The sequence below is a fragment of the Synergistaceae bacterium genome (assembly GCA_031272035.1).
Lineage (GTDB): Bacteria > Synergistota > Synergistia > Synergistales > Aminobacteriaceae > JAISSA01.
Window position 1 is genome coordinate 1 of the sequence record JAISUO010000046.1, and the last position, 19,014, is coordinate 19,014.

The 19,014-nt window shown below is 56.6% G+C and carries 14 protein-coding genes; 4 read left to right on the forward strand and 10 right to left on the reverse strand.

The features are described 5' to 3' along the window. Nucleotides 1–250: 250 nt before the first annotated feature. From LBR61_05435 to LBR61_05445, 3 genes are all read right to left on the reverse strand, one after another. On the reverse strand, nucleotides 251–1,177 hold the full coding sequence (locus LBR61_05435; GenBank protein ID MDR1731518.1) for an acetamidase/formamidase family protein: 927 nt from the start codon (nucleotides 1,175–1,177) through the stop codon (nucleotides 251–253). 60 nt (nucleotides 1,178–1,237) lie between these two features. Beyond that, nucleotides 1,238–2,860: a gamma-glutamyltransferase family protein gene (locus LBR61_05440; protein MDR1731519.1), complete on the reverse strand. Its 1,623-nt coding sequence runs from the start codon at nucleotides 2,858–2,860 to the stop codon at nucleotides 1,238–1,240. A gap of 66 nt (nucleotides 2,861–2,926) precedes the next feature. Beyond that, on the reverse strand, nucleotides 2,927–4,132 hold the full coding sequence (locus LBR61_05445; GenBank protein ID MDR1731520.1) for a hypothetical protein: 1,206 nt from the start codon (nucleotides 4,130–4,132) through the stop codon (nucleotides 2,927–2,929). A gap of 417 nt (nucleotides 4,133–4,549) precedes the next feature. Between LBR61_05445 and LBR61_05450 the strand changes: the two genes are divergently transcribed. From LBR61_05450 to LBR61_05460, 3 genes are all read left to right on the forward strand, one after another. Further along, the gene (locus tag LBR61_05450; protein MDR1731521.1) at nucleotides 4,550–5,428 is read left to right on the forward strand and encodes a DMT family transporter; all 879 of its coding nucleotides are present in this window, start codon (nucleotides 4,550–4,552) and stop codon (nucleotides 5,426–5,428) included. 174 nt (nucleotides 5,429–5,602) lie between these two features. Next, on the forward strand, nucleotides 5,603–7,036 hold the full coding sequence (gene aldA / locus LBR61_05455; GenBank protein MDR1731522.1) for an aldehyde dehydrogenase: 1,434 nt from the start codon (nucleotides 5,603–5,605) through the stop codon (nucleotides 7,034–7,036). A 106-nt stretch (nucleotides 7,037–7,142) separates the two neighbouring features. Further along, on the forward strand, nucleotides 7,143–8,540 hold the full coding sequence (locus tag LBR61_05460) for an FAD-binding protein (protein ID MDR1731523.1): 1,398 nt from the start codon (nucleotides 7,143–7,145) through the stop codon (nucleotides 8,538–8,540). A gap of 3 nt (nucleotides 8,541–8,543) precedes the next feature. Here the strand turns inward: LBR61_05460 and mgtE are convergent, their stop codons facing one another. The 7 genes from mgtE to LBR61_05495 form a co-directional block, all read right to left on the reverse strand. After that, a complete protein-coding gene (mgtE, locus tag LBR61_05465) occupies nucleotides 8,544–9,884 on the reverse strand; it encodes a magnesium transporter (protein MDR1731524.1) in 1,341 nt (446 codons plus the stop codon). A gap of 200 nt (nucleotides 9,885–10,084) precedes the next feature. After that, the gene (locus LBR61_05470; GenBank protein ID MDR1731525.1) at nucleotides 10,085–10,606 is read right to left on the reverse strand and encodes a metal-dependent hydrolase; all 522 of its coding nucleotides are present in this window, start codon (nucleotides 10,604–10,606) and stop codon (nucleotides 10,085–10,087) included. Nucleotides 10,607–10,734: 128 nt separating this feature from the next. Beyond that, the gene (locus LBR61_05475) at nucleotides 10,735–11,523 is read right to left on the reverse strand and encodes a slipin family protein (protein ID MDR1731526.1); all 789 of its coding nucleotides are present in this window, start codon (nucleotides 11,521–11,523) and stop codon (nucleotides 10,735–10,737) included. Nucleotides 11,524–11,717: 194 nt separating this feature from the next. Then, nucleotides 11,718–12,326 (reverse strand): biotin transporter BioY, encoded by a 609-nt coding sequence (locus tag LBR61_05480; protein ID MDR1731527.1) that lies wholly within the window; start codon nucleotides 12,324–12,326, stop codon nucleotides 11,718–11,720. Between the two features lie 25 nt (nucleotides 12,327–12,351). After that, complete coding sequence (locus LBR61_05485) at nucleotides 12,352–13,347, reverse strand: biotin--[acetyl-CoA-carboxylase] ligase (protein MDR1731528.1); 996 nt, start codon at nucleotides 13,345–13,347, stop codon at nucleotides 12,352–12,354. Between the two features lie 194 nt (nucleotides 13,348–13,541). Then, nucleotides 13,542–15,743 carry a methyl-accepting chemotaxis protein gene (locus tag LBR61_05490; protein ID MDR1731529.1) on the reverse strand — a complete coding sequence of 734 codons (2,202 nt, stop codon included), beginning with the start codon at nucleotides 15,741–15,743 and terminating at the stop codon, nucleotides 13,542–13,544. 328 nt (nucleotides 15,744–16,071) lie between these two features. After that, nucleotides 16,072–17,298, reverse strand: a complete 1,227-nt coding sequence (locus LBR61_05495) for an HD domain-containing protein (protein ID MDR1731530.1) — start codon at nucleotides 17,296–17,298, stop codon at nucleotides 16,072–16,074. Between the two features lie 378 nt (nucleotides 17,299–17,676). Between LBR61_05495 and LBR61_05500 the strand changes: the two genes are divergently transcribed. Then, nucleotides 17,677–18,936 (forward strand): nickel-dependent lactate racemase, encoded by a 1,260-nt coding sequence (locus LBR61_05500; GenBank protein MDR1731531.1) that lies wholly within the window; start codon nucleotides 17,677–17,679, stop codon nucleotides 18,934–18,936. Nucleotides 18,937–19,014: the final 78 nt, after the last annotated feature.

Genomic DNA, 19,014 nt, shown 5'->3' on the forward strand with positions numbered 1-19,014 from the left:
ACGGGACGTCAGGCCGCGGAGGAGACGATGGACCTCGTAAAGCGGTTCTGCGGCGGAGTCGTCGTCCTTCATCGGCTGGACGCGGCGAAAACCGGCGTGGAAATCTGAAGGGCTCCCGAACTTTCACGAGAGCCCTTTCTCTTAGAGCCGCTGGCTCTTTTCTGCATAAGTTTTTGTGCGTCGCTTACCCGTGTTAAACGTCTTTTTTTGGTACACGATTACGCAATTCGCTCTAATTAAAAATTCTCGATTACCAGAGGCCCCGAGCCGCTGTCAGGGTTGCCCTGACCTTTTCCCAGGGCAGAATTTCGAGGGGCATGACCGCCCTTACGGTTTTCTGAGGATCCACGACCTGACTGATTCTCAAATCCATGACGAGAGAACAGAGGATCAGCGCGTCCGACATGCTCAGGCCGAGGGTTTTTTCGACCAGTTGGACCATTGCCTCGCTGGCGGTTCGCGCGGCCAGATCCAGTGTTTCCGCCGAGGCGATGATCATCAGTTCACGTGGCGTCACCAGGATGGGCCAGGGAAAAGCGGCCTGTTTCAGCAGGTCGAGACGCACGGTCACTTTTGCGGCCACCTCGGCTCCCGAGCATCCGATTTCTCCGTCGCCCATGACGGCGTGGCAGTCTCCCAGCGCCAGCAGGGCTCCTTTTTGGAAAACGGGAAGCCACAGGACACTTTTTTCCGTGATGTCCGTCGTGTCCATGTTGCCCCCGTGGGACCCCGGAGTGCCGGTGGGGACGCGTTCGGAGGCGGTGGCCACGCCGATGACCCCGATCATGGGTTTCAGTGGCAGATTCAGGCCCCGGAAGGAACAACGCCGGTTCTTACCGTCGATTTCGAGTATTCGGGTCAGGGACGCTTCGACCCTGTCCGGCATGACTCCGGCTCCGGGCACCACCACGGACGCGGCGCGGTCCGCCGTTTCGATGCTCTCGATCAGGACGCCCAGCAGGTCGTTTTTCTCCGCGCCGACGACGTGCAGGGGGCCTGTGGCGGGGTTGACGTGGTCGAAGTCAATATCCGCGCACAACGTCTCTTCGGTTTGAATTTGCCCCGCAAAGCAGTCCTGTGTCTCGAAAACCGCCGAGTCGCCGGGGCTGACTTCCGCGACGCCTTTCATTTCGGGCTCATAAGCGTAGATGTGCTGCGCGGCGCTCAAAAACTTCATCCTGAAAACCTCCCTGTTCTTTCTTACGTTTTTATCTTACGTTTTACCCGCTCAACTTTCCTACCAGGCGGCCACGTGCCCGTCCGTTCTCGGCTCCGTCGCGCCAACCAGCGTACCGTCCTCCGTCCTCCAGATGATTTCTCCTCTGCCGAAGTCGTTGGAGGTCACGTCGGGGACGATCTCGTGTCCCATTGCCGCCAGCTTCAGAGCCGTGGCGGCGGGGAAATCCGGCTCCACGGAGACCTTCATGCCGCCGATCCACTGCCAGCGCGGCGCGTCCAGAGCCTCCTGAGGGTTCATCCCGAAGTCTACCACGTTGGAGATGACCTGCAGATGACCCTGAGGCTGCATAAATCCGCCCATGACGCCGAAAGGCCCCACAGCCTGGCCTTTGTGGGTCAGGAAGGCGGGGATAATCGTGTTGTAAGGCCGTTTGCGCCCCTGGAGAACGTTGGCGTGATCGGCGGAGAGAGTGAAGCAGGCTCCCCGGTTGTTGAAGGCGATGCCCGTGTCGGGACACACCACGCCGGAACCGAACCCCATGTAGTTGCTCTGAATCCAGGAGACCATCATTCCCTCTCCGTCCGCCGCCGCCAGGTAAACCGTTCCGCCCGGCATGGGATTTCCGGCCCTGAAGTCCACCGCCTGACCGGTGACCAGCTGTCTGCGCCGGTCGGCGTATTCCTCATTGAGCAGCTCCTTCACCGGTACGGTGCTGAAACGCTGGTCGGCGACGTATTTGTGCACGTCCGCAAAAGCCAGTTTAATGGATTCAAGCTGGTTGTGGCAGGTCTCCGCGGAGTAACGCTCGTCGAGCTCCAATCCCTTGAGGATGTTCAGGGCGATCAGAGCGCAAATACCCTGACCGTTGGGGGGAATTTCCCAGACGTCGTAACCTTTGTAGCTGATCCCGATGGGCTCGACCCATTCCGGCGCGAAGGCCGCAAGGTCCTCCATGGTGAGGAATCCGCCGGTTTCTTTGGCGAATTTCACGATCTTTTCCGCGATTTCTCCCTTATAAAAAGCCTCCCCATTGGTTTCCGCTATGCGCGTGAGGGTGCGGGCGTGGTCCGGCGAGAGAAACAGCTCTCCCGCTCCGGGGGCACGGCCTTTGGGGGCAAATGTGCGGCTCCAGGCCTGAAGCTCCGGCTCCGACATGGCGGGGTACTTTTTTGCGGCCACGTTCCAGTTATAAGCGATGGTCACGGGCACGGCGTAACCGTTGACGGCGTAGTCGATGGCGGGCTCCAGCACGTCCTTCAGGGGCAGCCGGCCCATTTTTTTCGACACCTCACACCAGGAGGCGACCACGGCGGGAACTGTGACTGCGGGCCAACCGTAGGGCGGAACCGTTTTCCAGCCCTTCGACCGGTAGAGTTCCGCGGTGCAGGCTTGGGGTGCGAACCCGCTTCCGTTGAGGCCGTGCAGTTTTCCATCCTTCCAGATCAGGGTGAAGGCGTCGCTTCCCAAACCGTTGCCCGTGGGCTCCACCACGGTAAGCGCCGCCGCCGTGGCGATGGCCGCGTCTGCCGCGTTGCCGCCCTTTTTCAGCACGGCCAGCCCCGCCTGAGCCGCCAGTGGCTGGGATGTGGCGACCATGCCCCGGGAACCGTAGACCACGTTCCGGTGGGAAGGATAGCGGTAATGGTGCGGATCAAACTTCGTAACACAATGAGTTTTCATATCTTTTGCCTCTTTTTTGTTTTGTCAGGATCGTTTTTTGTCAGGATTATTTTAATCGGGAGCAAATTACAGCATGGGCGCAAAAATGCCCGCGATGACGATGGAAATGCTCGTCACCGATATGAAGTTGGAGACCACGAAAGCCGGAACCAGTTTTGCCAGAACGGCCTCTCGTTCCTCCTCTTTGTCGCTGGAGGCGACGGCCACTTCGTTGATGATGAGGAAGAACGCGGGGAACCCCAGAAGCTGCGTCATTGAAAGCCCCAGAGCGAGGTTTTTGCTGCCGACGATTTTCCAGGTGGGCAGGATGTAAATGAAGATATAGAGCGCGATAAGCACAACCGCAAAAATCAGGACGGTCTGGAAGGCGAGGGGCTTCAGGTCCTCAAGCCGGATTTTGGCCAGGGCGGGGATAATGCTGGTGAAGACGACCCCGGTCACCAGTCCGGAGGCCTTTCCCCGATCCAGAATGTTCTGAGGGACGATGCCCGCGTAGGAGGTCACGACGCCGAAAACCAGCGCCCATATGGAATAATTGATGGGAGTGACGCTGCCCAGGTACATGGACATCCACGCGAAGAACGCCGTCACGCCGAGGCAGACGAAGGGGGTGTAGTACCGGCCCAGGTTGTGACGCTCAAAGAACCCCAGCGTTTTGGGCTCGTCGGTCTTCGATTTGTCGTTTAGCTGTCCCGCCGCCTTTTTGGCCCGAAAGTCCTCGATGATCTTCTGAGCTTCCTTCATGGCGCAGTAGGAGGTCGGAGGGGTTCCCACCAGCTTCTGCATGGCGAAAACCGCGGTTCCCAGCGCCGCCGCCAGTTTGAGAGCTTCGGCCGTGGCCTCGGGGGCATGAGCGGCCTTTTCCATCGCAGCTGTCGTCATGATTTGCGTGGCGACGATTCCGCCGTTGATGATGGGAATGCTGACGTACGCCGCCGCCTGTCCGATGATGGGAATGATCAGGTAAAGGGCGCCCACCGCGATGAGCATTCCCCAAAGCGCCATAATGACCGTCCGCCACTCCTTGCGCAGCTCTTCCATTTTGACCATGGTTCCCATGTGATATACGATGAAGGGCGACGACCACCGTCCAATTTCCGTGAGCCAGGCCCGATCGATGACATCCGCGGGCAGGATGCCCGTCATAAACCCGAGCAGGAACAGGAACATCGCCACAAACACCGAAGACAGCTTCGCTTTTGTGAAGACGCCCATCAAATCGCCAATCGAGAAAATCGCGATACAAACAAACAGCCACATGAAGTGTTCCATGAAAGATCCTCCTTAAAAAAGTTAATTTATGTTAGCGTTGACACACTGCAAAGATTCTTCCCCTTCTCTCTCCCGCCGCACGCCGTCCAACTTTTTTTAAATTTATGTTTTCTCAGGTTTCCACAGGGGGCTCCTCCTTTGAGTGGAATTTTTCTTCAACAATTTCCCCACCAGAACAACAGTTCCGGAGTTCTCCTTAATGATATAAAGCGATATAAAATTAACTTGATAAAGGAAAATTTAAAGAAATTTCGGAAAAAATACTCTAAAGAGATGCTATTGTCAAGGTGCTTATTTTCGGAACGCGTTTTTTCAGCATTTTTTCAGCTTCTTTTCATATCCAGTTCGTTTTCAATTCGTTCCGACGGGGTACAATGAGGATGTCTCTTCCGAAAGTTTTGAAACGGAGGTTTTATTGTGGCAGCGTCGAAGCGAGTCCTGCTTTTTGCCGTTCTGACGGTGGCGATCATGAGCGTCTCCACGGGGTCGATTCTGGTGCGGGTTGCGGAAGCTCATCCTTTCGTCAAGTGCGTTTATCGGGTCTCTTTTGCCACGCTGGTGTTTCTGCCCGTTTCTCTGATTTTTTATCGGGAGGACTATCGCCGGCTCACCGGCAGAGACCTCGCCATCACCCTGCTGTCGGGGGCCTTTCTGGCTTTTCATTTTGCGGTCTGGATGACCTCCCTCGACTATACGTCCGTGGCTTCGAGCCTGATACTGGTGGACACGGTCCCCATATGGACGGCGCTGATCAACCTGGCTCTGGGCAGGGAGCGCCTGTCGCGCCTCATGGGACTGTGCATTGTCATGAGCGTTGTGGGAGCCTGCATTTTGGGATACGGCGACATGTCCTTCGGAAAAAGGGAGCTCTTTGGCGATTTTCTCGCCCTGCTGGGAGGTATCGCCGCTTCCGTTTATATCATCTGCGGCGGGGAGGTCCGGCGCAAGCTCAGCATCGCCTCCTACGCCACCCTTTGCTACGGGTCCTGCGCGGTGATCATGTGGATTGTGGTCCTTGCCATGGGGCTCAAAATCACGGGGTTTTCCGCGGCGACCTGGCGGGCTCTGGCGGGCATGGCTCTTTTGGCGCAGGTGCTGGGACACAGCGGCTACAACTGGGCGCTGGGCTATTGCAGCACCTGCCATATCTCGATTCTGCTTCTGGGAGAACCTTTGGGCGGCGCAATCCTCGCCTGGCTGTTCTTCGGCGAATACCCCAAAGGCGTCGGCCTTTTGGGCTTTGCGTTTCTCGTCGCCGCCATCCTCCTGTCCTCCCGGGACGAAAAGCGGGCCTGATGCTTTTCGCTCCAGGCAGTCGTGTTCAGCCTTTATCGTCTCAATATTCTGAAGTTGCATTGAAGGTGCATTGATGGGAAGATGAAACTGTCTTTTTCTGCGGTGCTATGATATATTAATAACCATATTCATGATGGCGAAAGAGTAAAACAAATCGACCAGGAGGGGATTGCGATGGAGACGTACCAACAGTTTATAAACGGCGCTCTTGTGAACTCCCATTCTTCGGATTGGATCGAAGTGGAAAACCCTTATACGGGGCAGATCATTTCAAAGGTACCGAAGGGTAACGCACAGGACGGCATCGACGCACTGGAAGCGGCGAAAAAAGCGCAGCCCGCCTGGGCGGCCCGGGCCTCCGTGGAGCGTGGCGCTTATCTGGCGCAGATGGCGAACCTGATTCGGGGTAAAAGGGTCGAACTGGCCCGAACCCTTGCGTCGGAGCAGGCGAAAATCATGCCTCTCGCGCAGGTGGAGATCGACGTCACCGCGGCGTATTTCGATTACTACGCCGGCTGGGCCCGCATTTACGAGGGTGAAATCATCCAGAGCGACAGCCCGAACGAAAACATTTTCCTGTTCCGTAAACCCATCGGCGTTGCGGTTGGCATCTGTCCCTGGAACTTCCCATTCTTCGTCATGGCCCGCAAAGTGGCTCCGGCGCTGCTCACCGGCTGCACGATCGTGATAAAGCCCAGCAGCCTCACGCCCAACACCACCCTCGAATTCGCGAAGATGGTGGCGTCCCTTGACCTTCCGAAGGGCGTCGTGAACTTCGTCACCGGCAGCGGGGCGACTTTGGGCAACGCGCTGGCCACCCATCCCATTACCGATATGGTTTCCCTGACGGGCAGCGTCGAGGCGGGGCAGGAAATCATCCGAGCCTCGGCCGACAAGGTCATGAAGGTCTCGCTTGAACTGGGCGGCAAGGCTCCGGCCATCGTGTTCCCCGATGCCGATCTGGATCTGGCGGTGAAGGGCATCGTCGCCTCCCGCGTGATCTTCAGCGGTCAGGTCTGCAACTGCGCGGAGCGGGCCTACGTTCACAGAAGCATTTACGATCAGTTCCTGGATAAATTCGTGAAGGCCATGCAGGCGGTCAAATACGGAGATCCCTTCGCCACCCCCGCTCCGGACATGAGCACTCAGATCGACAAAAACCAGCAGCAGAAGATCGACGGAATGGTGACCCGGGCAAAAGCCGAGGGCGCAAAGGTTCTGACGGGCGGAAAAGTCGCCGATACACAAACGGGTTACTTCTATGAACCCACGGTTCTGGTGAACTGCCGCCAGGATATGGAGATCGTTCGTAAGGAAATTTTCGGACCCGTTATCCCCATCCTTCCCTACAGTGAATACGAGGAGGCCATCACCCTGGCCAACGACTGTGAATACGGGCTCACCTCGTCCATTTTCACGAAGAACGTCAACACGGTGATGCAGGCGCTCAAGGACCTGAAGTTCGGGGAGACCTACGTGAATCGGGAGCATTTCGAGGGAATGCAGGGATTCCACGCGGGCTGGCGCAAATCCGGTATCGGCGGCGCGGACGGCAAACACGGACTTATGGAATACCTTCAGTCGCAGGTGGCCTACATCCGCTTCTGATCCAAAAAAGGTTTCAGGCAGTTCAGAGAGCGACAAAGAGGCCGTTCCCGCAAAGGAGCGGCCTTTTAATCTTTGAATAGTCGAATGACGACGAGAGGACTACCGAATGAAAGGAAAATCTGCTGAAACTTACGACGTGGTTATTGTGGGGGCGGGACCGGCTGGAATTTTCGCCGCGCTGGAGCTGGTCGCCCGCGGGAAAACGGTTTTTATGGCGGACAAGGGGAAACTGATCAGCGAACGTCAGTGTCCTATTGTGGCCGGACTGGTTCAGGACTGCCTCAACTGCCAGTCCTGCGCTATTGTCTCCGGGTGGGGCGGCGCGGGATCGGCCTCCGACGGAAAGCTGACTCTGACCACGGGCTACGGCGGCAACCTTGAGGAATACATCGGCCGCCCGGCGCTGGAGGAGCTGATCGCCGAGGTGGACGGGGTATTCGTTCGCTTCGGAGCGGATCCCCACTGCTACGAGGCCGGCTGCGAAATCACCCGGGAGACGATCCGCACCGGCGCCGAGGTGGGGGTTCGCGTTCTTCCTGCGCGCATTCGGCACATCGGCACGGACGCGTCCCGGGAGGTTCTTCACAACATGTACGAGGACCTGGTCACGAAGTGCGATATTCAAATGAACGCCGCTGTGGACGATCTGCTGATCGAAAACGGCTCCGCGGTCGGAATCCGGTTCGAGGACGGCAGGACGGTCCGGGGCGGACATGTCATCGTGTCGCCGGGCCGGGAGGGAGCTTCCTGGATGGAGAAAATCATCGGCAGGCTGAAGCTGCCCATCGCGTCCATGCCCGTGGACATCGGCGTGCGGGTGGAGGTCCCCGACAGTGTCTGCGAGACTCTGACCCGGGAGTTCTACGAGGTCAAGTGCCTGTACAATTCCCCCACTTTCGACGACCGCTGCCGCACCTTCTGCATGAATCCGTCCGGTTACGTAGTTCACGAGTTCAATCAGGCCCATCGCCTGGTGACGGTCAACGGGCACAGCCTGAAGAACAAAAAATCCGGCAACACGAACTTCGCCATTCTCGTGACGAAAAACTTCAGCCAGCCCTTCAGCGACCCCATCGGTTACGCGACCCACGTGGCGAAACTGGCCAACATGCTGGCGGGGGGGAGCATTCTGGTTCAGCGGCTGGCCGATCTGAGGGGCGGCCGACGCTCCACTCAGCCCCGAATCGACCGGGGTATGGTGGACCCCACCGCCTCCGCCCAGCCGGGGGATCTGAGCCTGGTTCTGCCCCATCGTTACGTCACGGACATCGTGGAGTTTCTGGACGCGCTGAACCGGATCATGCCGGGCGTCAGTCACGGCGACACGCTGCTTTACGGCGTCGAGATCAAGCTGTACTCTCTGAGGCTCGAACTGGGGAACAATCTGGAGGTTCCCTCAATTCGAGGACTCTGGACGATCGGCGACGGAGCGGGGGTCAGCCGCGGCATCATCCAGGCCGCCGCCAGCGGAGTCGTGGCGGCCCGGGCCATCTGCGCCGCGTAAAAATCAGGGCGCGCATAAATTCAGAACGACGCCGGCGACCAGAAAATAGACGATCAGGCCGCCGGCATCCACCAGGGTCGTGACGATGGGGGCGGCCATCAGTGCGGGGTCGAACTTCAGCCGCCGCGCCAGAAGGGGCAGCATACTGCCGATGAGGTTGGCGAAGAGAACCGTGGCGAAAAGGCTCGTTCCGACGATCAGCCCCAGGGAGAGGCTGCCGCTCAGAAGCCATTTGTAGGCTACGTTGATGACGCCCAGCACTCCGCCGACCAGTGTGCTGATTCGCAGTTCTTTCCAGAAAATCGAGATCCAGTCGGCAAGTTCCAGTTCTCCCACCGCCATGCCGCGGATGATCAGAGTGGAGGACTGGGAGCCCGCGTTTCCTCCCGTGTCCATCAGCATGGGAATGGCGGAAATCAGAGCCGGAAGCGCCGCGAAGAGGGCTTCGTAGTGGGTGATGATGCCTCCCGTGAAAAACGCGCTCACCATAAGAAACAGCAGCCAGCCGATCCGGCGTTTCGCCATCTCGAAGACCCCCGCCGAAAGGTAGGGATCGTCGGAGGGCTTCATTGCCGCCATGAGGTGAAAGTCCTCCGTGTTTTCCTCCTCCAGAACTTCCATCGCGTCGTCGACGGTGATGATGCCCACCAAATGCCGCTCCGTGTCCACCACAGGCAGGGCGATGAGGTCGTACTTCTGGAAGATCTCCGCCACCTGTTCCCGATCGTCGCCGGTGGTGGCATAGATGATGTTCCGGCTCATGATGTCGCCGATGCGGTCCGTGGGCTCCGACAGCAGAAGGGTTTTCACGGTGACTACCCCTTTGAGAATGCGCTTCGCATCGGTGACGTAGCAGGTGTAAATGGTTTCCTTGTCCATGCCCTCCCGGCGAATGCGTCGGAAGGCCGCCTCCACGTCCATCTCCTCTTTCAGGCTGATGTACTCCGTGGTCATGATGCTGCCCGCCGAGTCCTCCCGATAGCGGAGAAGCTGGTTGATCTGGTTTCGCGTGTCCTCCGAGACGTTTTTCAGGACGCGTTTGACCACGTTCGCCGGCATTTCTTCGACAAAATCCACGGCGTCGTCCAGAAACAGGTCGTTGACGATATGAGAAAGCTCCGGATCCGTCAGAAGACTGATGAGGTTTTCCTGCGTATCCGGCTGAAGATAGGAAAAAACGCTGGCCGCGGCATCCTTGGGCAGAGAGCGGAACAGCACCACCCGCCGTTCCGGAGTCAGTTCCTCCAGATCGTCGGCAATGTCAACCACGTTGGTGTTCAGCATGAGCTCCTTGAGCTGCCGGTGTTTTTTTGTGTCGATAAGTTCCGTGATGAGATCCGTCATGAGATAACCTCCGTTTCCCGGAGCGGAGGGCTCAGACGTGTGAGAGGATCAGTGGGCTTCTCCGGGGAAACCCGCGTTACCTTTCCCGCACGGCCCGCCGCCGTCCGTTCAATTTAAGCGTCCTTCGCGAAGGGGGGTAACTTTCAGGCCCTGCGTCCATGCGCAACTCACTTCCTTTTCTTTTTGAAATTTTTACTTTTTTACTGAACAGAAACATAAATCAATCCGTGTCCCGACAGCCAGATGCTGAGACAGGAAAAAACGACAAACATCACAAAGGCCGTTTCACCCTGGCTCATTTGCCCGGGAACGTCGGCCACCCGAAAAAAATACCAGCCGAACGTCTTTCGCCAGGGAACCAACAGAGGAACCCTGCCGCAGCAGGCGTCGCAGAAAATATGCAGCAGCCCGCCGAGAAACCAGAATGCCGCGCAGGTGGAGAAAGTTTCCAGAACATGGGTTCCCAGTTCCTGCGGAAAGGTGCTCAGCTGCGGAACCAGCCCGCTTCCCCATCGGTAATAACAGAAAATAAACGCCGCCCCGTAGAGCACGAACCAGTGCGATGTCCTTCTGTGATGCCGCCCCCGTTTTTTTCTCCAGATTATGTGCTCGATTCTGTCGGGGAACGTACTGCCCATTGCCGCCAGCGCCGAGGCCAAAAGCGAATCCGTGGTCGCCATCAGAATCGCGAAGGCCGTTATTCGATGTCCTTTACCTGTCACACGTCAACCGCATTTCTTTAAATCATACTTCCTGATTGCATTTTCCTGCAATTACATTTTTTTTCAATCGCATTTTCTGTCGTTTTTTCTGCAAAAAACACCTGTTTCGCTCATTGTCCCATTTGCGGTCAGACGCCCTGTCCGCCCTGTTTTTCCTCTCTCGACAGCGTCTTTTCGATGAAAGGGCGAAGGAGGTCCACGGGGATCGGAAAGAACGTGGTGGAGTTGCGTTCGCCGGAGATTTCCCGAATCGTCTGCAGGTAGCGGAGCTGAAGCGTGACGGGAGACACTTCCATTTGCTTCGCGGCCTCGGAAAGTTTCGTGGCCGCCTGAAGTTCTCCCTCGGCGGCGATGATTTTTGCGCGGCGTTCCCGTTCGGCCTCGGCCTGACGGGCCATGGCGCGCTTCATGCCGTCGGGAAGCTCCAGTTCCTTCACCTCCACGGCGCTGACCTTGATGCCCCAGGGATCTGTGCGCTCATCGATGATTTTCTGAAGCTCCTGGTTGATCTTTTCTCTGGAGGAGAGGACCTCGTCCAGTTCCACGGACCCCACCACGGATCTCAGTGTGGTTTGGGCGAGCTGACTCGTGGCCATGACGTAGTTTTCGACTTCCACCACGGAATGAGACGGGTCCATGACGCGGAAATACACCACCGCGTTCACCTTGATGGGGACGTTGTCCTTTGTGATGACCTCCTGAACGGGGACGTCCATGGTCAGGATCCTCAGGTCCACCGTGGTCACGCGGTCGATGACGGGAATGACGAACACCACCCCCGGTCCCCGGCTGCCGGCCAGACGCCCCAGGCGGAAAACAACGAGCCGCCTGTACTCCGGGACAATCCTGATTGCTGACGACAGAATCAGAAACAGGATAAAAAATATGCCCAGCCAGCTTCCAATGTTGGATAACATCCCAAAAGCAGCGTCGATCCTCACAGCAAACCCTCTCCTTCAATATAAAAATTTTCAGAAATTATCGTTCTTTCAGGCGTTTTCCCTGAGTCTTTTTATATTAAAAGCATAACACAACGAAGCCGGAACGGAAGAAAAAATGCGATGTAAAAAAATGCGATGTGAAAATACGGGCACTTTTCCGTACAGGCAGTTTAGACCGGAGAGTTTTCCTCCGCGGCGGGCAGCGGACGATGGGACAGCAGCCCCGCCCCTTCCAGCGTCGGAACCGCTCTGGAGGCCAGCCAGCCGCTTACCACAATTTTGATGAGATCGGGAACGAGGAAGGGAAGAAAAGCGAGTTGCACGACTCGGACAAAATCCAGTTCTTTTCCCGCGGCGAAGCGCATGATCAGATAAAAGCCCGGCAGTCCAACGGCGTAGAGCCCGACCGTGGCGGCCAGAGAGACGAGGGCGTACTGCAGAAACGTTTGAGCTTTCGAGGCGAGCAGTCCTCCGATCCAGGAAGCAACGATAAAGCCAATTAAAAAGCCGAAACTGGGAGAAAAAACAGTCTGTGGTCCACCTGTTCCTCCGGCGAAAACGGGCAGACCGATCAGGCCCATGACCACGTAGAGCATCTGGGAAAGCGGCCCGTATTTCGGCCCCAGCAGCAATCCCGACATCAGCACGATAAACGACTGAACCGTTATCGGAACCGGCATGAAGGGCAGCGGAACCGACAGCATGGCTCCGATGGAGGTCAAAACGGCAAAAAAAGCGGTCAAAAGAAGATTTTTAAGTGGAAATGTTTTGTTGCTCATGATTTCAGGGTCCTTTCTTTCAGGTTTACTTCAGTTTCAGGCTGACTTCCTCGGAACTGAGACGTATCCGTCCCGTTTCATTTTCGACGATGAGCGCACCTCCGTCGTCGATACCCGTGGCCAGGGCGCTGAAGGTTTCCGTTCCGGTGAAGACCTGGACGGTTCGCCCCAGCACGTACTGACGGCTTCGGTATGCGTCCAGCAGTTCTTTTTTCCGGCCCTCGGCGAGAGCGATGCAGAAGGGCTCCAGACGGTTCAGGATTTCCGCCGCCAGTTCGTTCCGATCCGGACTGCCCCCAGTGAGCTGACCCAGGGATGTGGCGATTTCCCGCAAATCTTCGCCCACGGATCCCGTATTGACTCCAATCCCGATGACGACGTGACTCATGCGTTGCAGCTCCAGGGATACGGCTCCCTCCGTCAAAATGCCGCAGAGTTTTTTGCCGTCGCACCAGACGTCATTGACCCATTTGATTTGGGGGTTCAGATCATAGAGGGCTTCAATCGCCTCACAGACGGCCAGTCCCGCGCAGATGGTCAAAAAACGCGTTTCGTCGGCGGGAATGTCCGGCTTCAGCAGTATGCTCATGTAGAGCCCTTCTCCGGGGAGAGAGAGAAAAGGCCTGTTTTTGCGGCCTTTGCCTTTCGTCTGCCCGTCTGCCACAACGACGAAACCCGCTTCTGTCGAAGTCAGGTCCATTCTCCTGATGTAGGCGTTAGTGGAGTCCACGGATTTCAGAACTTCGAGGCGACGCCCCAAAAATCGGGTTTTCAGACCAGATTGAATGAAAACTTCGGAGAGAACCCCGTTTCGACTCACAAAACGATAACCTCGCCGCGAAACGGACTCGATGGCGCAGCCACGCTCCTGCAGCAGTTTGATGATTTTCCACACGGCAACCCGGGAAACGCCCAGCTTCCGTGCCAGCTCTTCACCGGTGACAATTTCTCCCGCCTGTTCCTCCAGCAACGCCAGCACTCTGTCTTTGGCGAGGCCCGCTTCTCTCGTCTCCTGTCCCATGACAATATTCCTCCTTTCCTGCAAAAGACCTGCAAAATATTACGGAGGATAGCATGAAGACGTTCTTCTGTAAACCTGTATTTATAAAAAGGTTAACACATTTGAAACCTGACGGGAGAACGAAGACCCGTCAGGCGAATGTTCGTCAGGCAAAGGTTCGTCAGAGTGAAAAAAGTTCGCGATTTCTCCCGCTATTATGCTTTTGGTCTGGGTGGTTTGGATAAAGACACCGCTGTGGACGGCAGCGCTTTTTCCGCGCCCTCCGGAGAGATGGGAGGCAGACTGAAGCGGGACAGGATATGGGTCAGGTTTTGAGCGTGCTCCGCCATCGTTTCCGAGTGCTGTGCCACGCCAAGGCCCAGTGATGCAGTATTTTCGCTGATCCGGCGTATGTTCGCGATTGTATCCACCATTTCCATCGTGGACCTCGTGGCGCTGTCGATGCCCGTCGCGACCTCTCTGCTGGAAGCCGCCTGTTCCTCGGCCACGGCCGCGATATTTTGTATGGAGTCGTTGGCTTTCTGAATCTCCTGCAGGGCGTCATTCAGCTCTTTTTGCGCCTCCGTCGCCTGAGTGAGGGTCGCCGCCAGACGGTTTCCCGCCTCTGTGGTGGCGTTGATACTGGCCTGAGCGCCATTCTGAAGTTCAACGATGATTTCCTTTACGTTTTGAGCCGCCCGAGCGGATTCTTCCGCGAGTTTTCGAACTTCCTCCGCCACCACGGCGAAGCCCCGTCCCACCTCTCCGGCCCGGGCGGCTTCGATGGCCGCGTTCAGTGCCAAAAGATTCGTCTGGTCCGCAATGCCCGTGATAACCGACACGAAACTGCTGACGTTTTCGACGGAAGCGACCAGCTGCCGCGTCCTGCTTTCACTTTCTTTTGCGTTTACGTCGACTTCACGCATGCCTTCGATGACGTCGTTGACCGTCTGGATGGCTTTGTGAGAGGCCTCCGTGGTCTGAGAAATAAACTGGGCGCTGTCCGTGGCGGACTGTGCGACGGTATCCGCGCCGGCACTCATCTCTTCCACTCCCGAGTTGCTCTCCTGAAGGGCGGCTCCGTTGCTTTCGCTCAGGGCGGAAACCTGTTCGATGGATATTCTGACTTCTTCCATGCCTGCGCTGGTCTGCTCCGCAATGGAGGAGAGTTTCTCGGCGCTTTCCTCCAGGCTGTCTGCCACGGTGACCACCTTTTGCAGTCCGTAAGACTGGGTTTTGATCATATCTGCGATGGCATCGGCCATGACGGCCAGTTCATCCCTGCCGTCATAGCGAAAGTCCTTCCTCCGGATGGTCAGATCGCCCTCTCCGGCGCGCTGGGCCAGAGTGACGATGCTGTTGAGGGGTTTTGTAATGCTGCGGGCGATCAGCCAGGCCACCAGAAATCCCAGCACAAGCGAGACCATCGTCGAAGAGAGCAGGAGGAAAATGGTTTTGCCCAGTTCCTGAGAGCTTTCTTCAGCGGCGTTCTTCACCCAGTTCTGGCCGATATCGGAGGCCTGAGTCCCTTCATCGTTAAGCGTTTTCACGAGAGGACTCCGTACGGCGTTCAGCAGGCCCAGTTCCCTGTAAGCCGTCAGGAAATTACGCAGCTCTCCCCTGTAGTTGGCAGAGGCGTTCAGAATGCTGTCCATTTGAGCGATTTCTTCTTCGTTTTCGGCGTAGTTGCGTAAATTTACGGCGGCTTTGTCAAGGAGGTCCAGGTCATCGAAAAATTGCTGCACCCCCTCCATGTTGTTCCTGCCTATGGCGCTCTGAACGCCGTTCCGTACTTTTTGGAAAGAGTCGTTGATTTGGTTGATCAGGCTCAGCCATTCCAGTTCCTGATGGAAGCGTCGGGAAAAGGAGCGGTCCAGCCCTTCGGCGTTGTCCAGGGCATGATCCGCGAGACGGCTTATGCTCTCGAAAATGACGCTCCGCACCTCGAAGCTCTTCGCAAACAGTGTCGAACCCGCCTGAATCATCCTGTCGTAAGCGGAGTTCTTTTCCTGGAGGGCGGTTGTCGTCCGGCGGAGGGCATTCACGTACTCCTGGTAGGGAGGCGCCAGTTTTTCCACGACGTACTTTGGCGTCGCCAGCTCCGGCCAGGTGGCGTTCATCGTTTTTATGAGGTCCAGAATCCTGCGGGCGTCCTGTGTCGTCGCCGCGACATTCTCTATCGTCTCCTTCGTCGTGTTGTTCTGCATTTTGCTCACGCTCAGGAACACCTCGTACTGCGCCCGTTCCAGCGAAAAGGTCGTCATCATGGCGGGAATGACCTGATCCGTCAGATAAAGGCTTTCATCCCGCAGGTGCGACAGGGAACTCCAGCTCACCCCCACGGCGACGATGAATACAATCAGAAGGATACTGAACCCCAGCAACAGTTTGAAACCGATTTTGAAGTTGTTCCACATTCCTCTCAAATCTCCTTTGACAATGGCATTGTGCAAGTTATGCCCAAGATATACATCCTTTTAAGGAAGAGTTCTTCCGTAAGCCCAACGAATCCGCAACGGGGAATATTGCTGTAAAAAGCGTTGGCGCAATATTTTTCATTCTTATGTTAAGGATAAAATGAGATTTTTTAGAGAAATGTACTCTTTTATTTGCAGAAAATATAATGAAAATGATGGTTCAGCAACAATAAACAATTAAAATTTGAACCGCCTGAGCTTCAGACTTCCCTCAGACTTCTCATCAGACTTTCTTTCAGGTTTTGATGCGGTTATTGCTGCTGTCGTTTTAAAGCGGGGGCAGTGCGGGGGAGGGGATGTCCTGGTTTGAATATTCGGCCATAACCAGATCCATATCCTTCACGATGCTCTCGTCCACAAAGCCCTTTTCCGCCATGCCGTACAGGATCGCCATAGTGGCCTGATGGTCGCGGGGATTGTGATAGGGACGGGCTTCGCTGACGGCCTGATAGATGTCGATACAGGCCAGCATGCGCGAGATGAAATCCAGATCTTCCCGACGTTTTCCGAAGGGATAGCCGGAACCGTCCAGTTTTTCGTGATGTTCGGAAGCCCACCTGCAAATATCCTCGAAGCCGTCGATGGGCCGGAGCAGATTCCAGGTGTGGTACACGTGCTTTTTGATGATGGTGAACTCTTCCTCGTTCAGCTTTCCGGGTTTTTCCAGAATGTTTACGGGGGTGACGAGCTTGCCGATGTCGTGCAGGGCGGCGGCCAGGTAAATTTTTGTCCGCAGCGTGTCGTTGCAGCCGTAGTAGCCGCTCATCAGCCAGGCTCTGTTGGCGATCTGAGACGTGTGTTTTCGGGTAAAGGTCGATTTATAGTCGATAATTCGCGCCGTCACTTCCGCAAGACGCATCATCGCCCCGTTGTCGAGGTTCACGATCGTGAAGGGAATGCTCTGCTGCACCGTTTCTTCGATCCGGTCGTCCCGCAGGAGGAAGAGTATCTCTTCGTCGAGAATCGCCAGCATGGCTCCGGCGGCGCGTATCGTGAAGCGTTTTCCCGTGTCCTCCACGATTTGCCTCCGAAGGTCCGGCAGAGTGTCGAAGGACAGAGTCGCCAGGTGATGGTCGATGTCGATCATGTCGGCTATAGCGATCAGCTCGGCTCCAAAGGGGTATTCTCCTGCCTTTTTGCCGAAAGCGCCGCTGCCGTCGGCGTATTCGTGGTGATACAGGATAAATCCGTCGATGTCGCTTTCGAAGGGCAGCATTTCCGCGTTGCGCTGTCCGTACTGGCAGTGAGGACGCATGGATGGGGGATCGCCCTTTTTCAGAGCGTCAATGTACTCCGTCAGAGCGTTGTCATGGAGCAGGGCGCAGAACGTCGCCGCGGACAGGAATCTGTCGTCCATTTTTGCGTGCCGGCACATGGCGGCCACGAGCACGGCGATGCGCTTGCCGTGATACGTACTCGCCCCCAGCAACTCGCCCTCCACAACGTCGAGCGCCATGGAGAGGGATTCCATCAGTTGGTCCATTCTGATCCTCATAAATCTCAGCCTCCAGCCTGTCGACAGCAACACTCGCTTGAAAGCAAATTGAAAGCAAATTGGCATCAAGCCTTCGCGACAAAACGACCCCGCAGTTGTAACGCGGCTTCTTACTAAATCTACTAAATCGACAGTATAACACTTACAAAAAATGAAACATAAGTTTTTCTACTTTTCCTTTAGAACGGGGGCACAGTCTGTTCTCCCTGTTTCCTCCCGTTCCTCTTTGTGTGGCGCATCCGCCGGAGAAGCCTTATAATACAAAAACAGCATATCATTATTATTCGACGCCTGAGACAGGGTGGCAGTACTTCCTCCGGAACGGTGGTGACGGTTCCTGGTAAGGATGGATACGCCGAAAATCGGGAGGTGGATACAGTGGCGCTGAACGCCGGACAAATCTCACTGAACAAACTGAAGATTTCTTTTTGCAACAAACCTCTTTTGGATGTGCCGGGAGCCGTGGCCGCGGAGATGGAAAAACTGCGCCCTCGGGTGAGGAAGGACATGCGTATTGCCGTGGCGGCGGGAAGTCGGGGTATCAACAATATCGCCGTCATCGTGAAGGCCGTGGTGGACGGGCTTGTTTCCTTCGGGGCGCGGCCTTTCGTCATTCCCGCCATGGGCAGTCACGGCGGGGCCACCGCCGAGGGGCAGAAGGAGATGCTGGCGGGTTACGGCATTACGGACGAAACCATGGGAGTTCCGGTTCTGTCCTCCATGGCGGCTGAACGGGTGGGAGAACTGACGGACGGGACGAAACTGCCCGTGTTCATGGACCGGCACGCCTTCGAAGCGGACGGGGTGGTCGTCGTGAACCGGGTGAAAGCCCACACCGACTTCCACGGCGTAAACGAGAGCGGCATCGCGAAAATGCTGGTGATCGGCCTCGGCAAACAGGCTCAGGCCACGGTGATCCACGAGCACATGGTGAGAGGGCTGCGGGAGCTGATACGGCCGGCGGCGGAGACGGTGATCAAAACAGGAAAAATTCTGGGAGCTCTGGCTGTTGTGGAGGACGGTTATGACCAAACGTCCCTGGTGAAAGCCGTGGGAGCGGAGTCCATCGTGGAAGAGGACTCGAAACTGCTGGCTCTTTCGAAGGAAATGATGCCCAAACTCCCCTGGAAGACGCTGGACGTGCTGATGGTGGATTTGATGGGCAAGGACATCAGCGGCACCGGCATGGATACCAACGTCATCGGGCGCATGTGCATTCGAGGCGAACCGGACGGCAGGCCGGATATAACGCGGATCTGCCTCTTCGGCCTGACCCCCCGAAGCCACGGCAACGCGCTGGGCGTGGGTATGGCCGATGTGATCCCCCAAAGCCTGTACGACAGCATCGACTGGAAGGCCACCTACGAAAACGTGCTGACGAGCACCTTTCTCGAAAGGGGCTTCGTTCCCATCGTCCGGCCCACCGACAGGGAGGTTCTGGACACGGCGCTGCGGACCTGCGGAAGCCTTGACCTGTCGAAACTGCGTCTGCTGCGCATCCGTGACACCCTGCACATCGACGAAGTGTACGCCACTCCCGTCCTTTGCGCCGAAATGGAGGGACGCGACGATGTAACGGTGGTGGAGCGCGATCTTCCACTGGACTTCAGCGACAAAGGCGAGCTGAAGAAACTGTAGCGCGGAGTTTTGCTCTGTGCTTCTGAGTTGTTTTTTGTATAAGCGGGGGTATTCAGACAGTTTGGCGTTTAAGTGAAT

Excerpts from the sequence above, each read along its gene's own strand:
- LBR61_05440 (MDR1731519.1), bottom strand. The coding sequence starts at position 2,860 with ATGAAAACTCATTGTGTTACGAAGTTTGATCCGCACCATTACCGCTAT.
- LBR61_05435 (MDR1731518.1), bottom strand. The coding sequence starts at position 1,177 with ATGAAGTTTTTGAGCGCCGCGCAGCACATCTACGCTTATGAGCCCGAA.
- LBR61_05445 (MDR1731520.1), bottom strand. The coding sequence starts at position 4,132 with ATGGAACACTTCATGTGGCTGTTTGTTTGTATCGCGATTTTCTCGATT.
- LBR61_05495 (MDR1731530.1), bottom strand. The coding sequence starts at position 17,298 with ATGAGGATCAGAATGGACCAACTGATGGAATCCCTCTCCATGGCGCTC.
- LBR61_05480 (MDR1731527.1), bottom strand. The coding sequence starts at position 12,326 with ATGAGCAACAAAACATTTCCACTTAAAAATCTTCTTTTGACCGCTTTT.
- LBR61_05490 (MDR1731529.1), bottom strand. The coding sequence starts at position 15,743 with ATGTGGAACAACTTCAAAATCGGTTTCAAACTGTTGCTGGGGTTCAGT.
- mgtE (MDR1731524.1), bottom strand. The coding sequence starts at position 9,884 with ATGACGGATCTCATCACGGAACTTATCGACACAAAAAAACACCGGCAG.
- LBR61_05460 (MDR1731523.1), top strand. The coding sequence starts at position 7,143 with ATGAAAGGAAAATCTGCTGAAACTTACGACGTGGTTATTGTGGGGGCG.
- LBR61_05475 (MDR1731526.1), bottom strand. The coding sequence starts at position 11,523 with ATGTTATCCAACATTGGAAGCTGGCTGGGCATATTTTTTATCCTGTTT.
- LBR61_05485 (MDR1731528.1), bottom strand. The coding sequence starts at position 13,347 with ATGGGACAGGAGACGAGAGAAGCGGGCCTCGCCAAAGACAGAGTGCTG.
- aldA (MDR1731522.1), top strand. The coding sequence starts at position 5,603 with ATGGAGACGTACCAACAGTTTATAAACGGCGCTCTTGTGAACTCCCAT.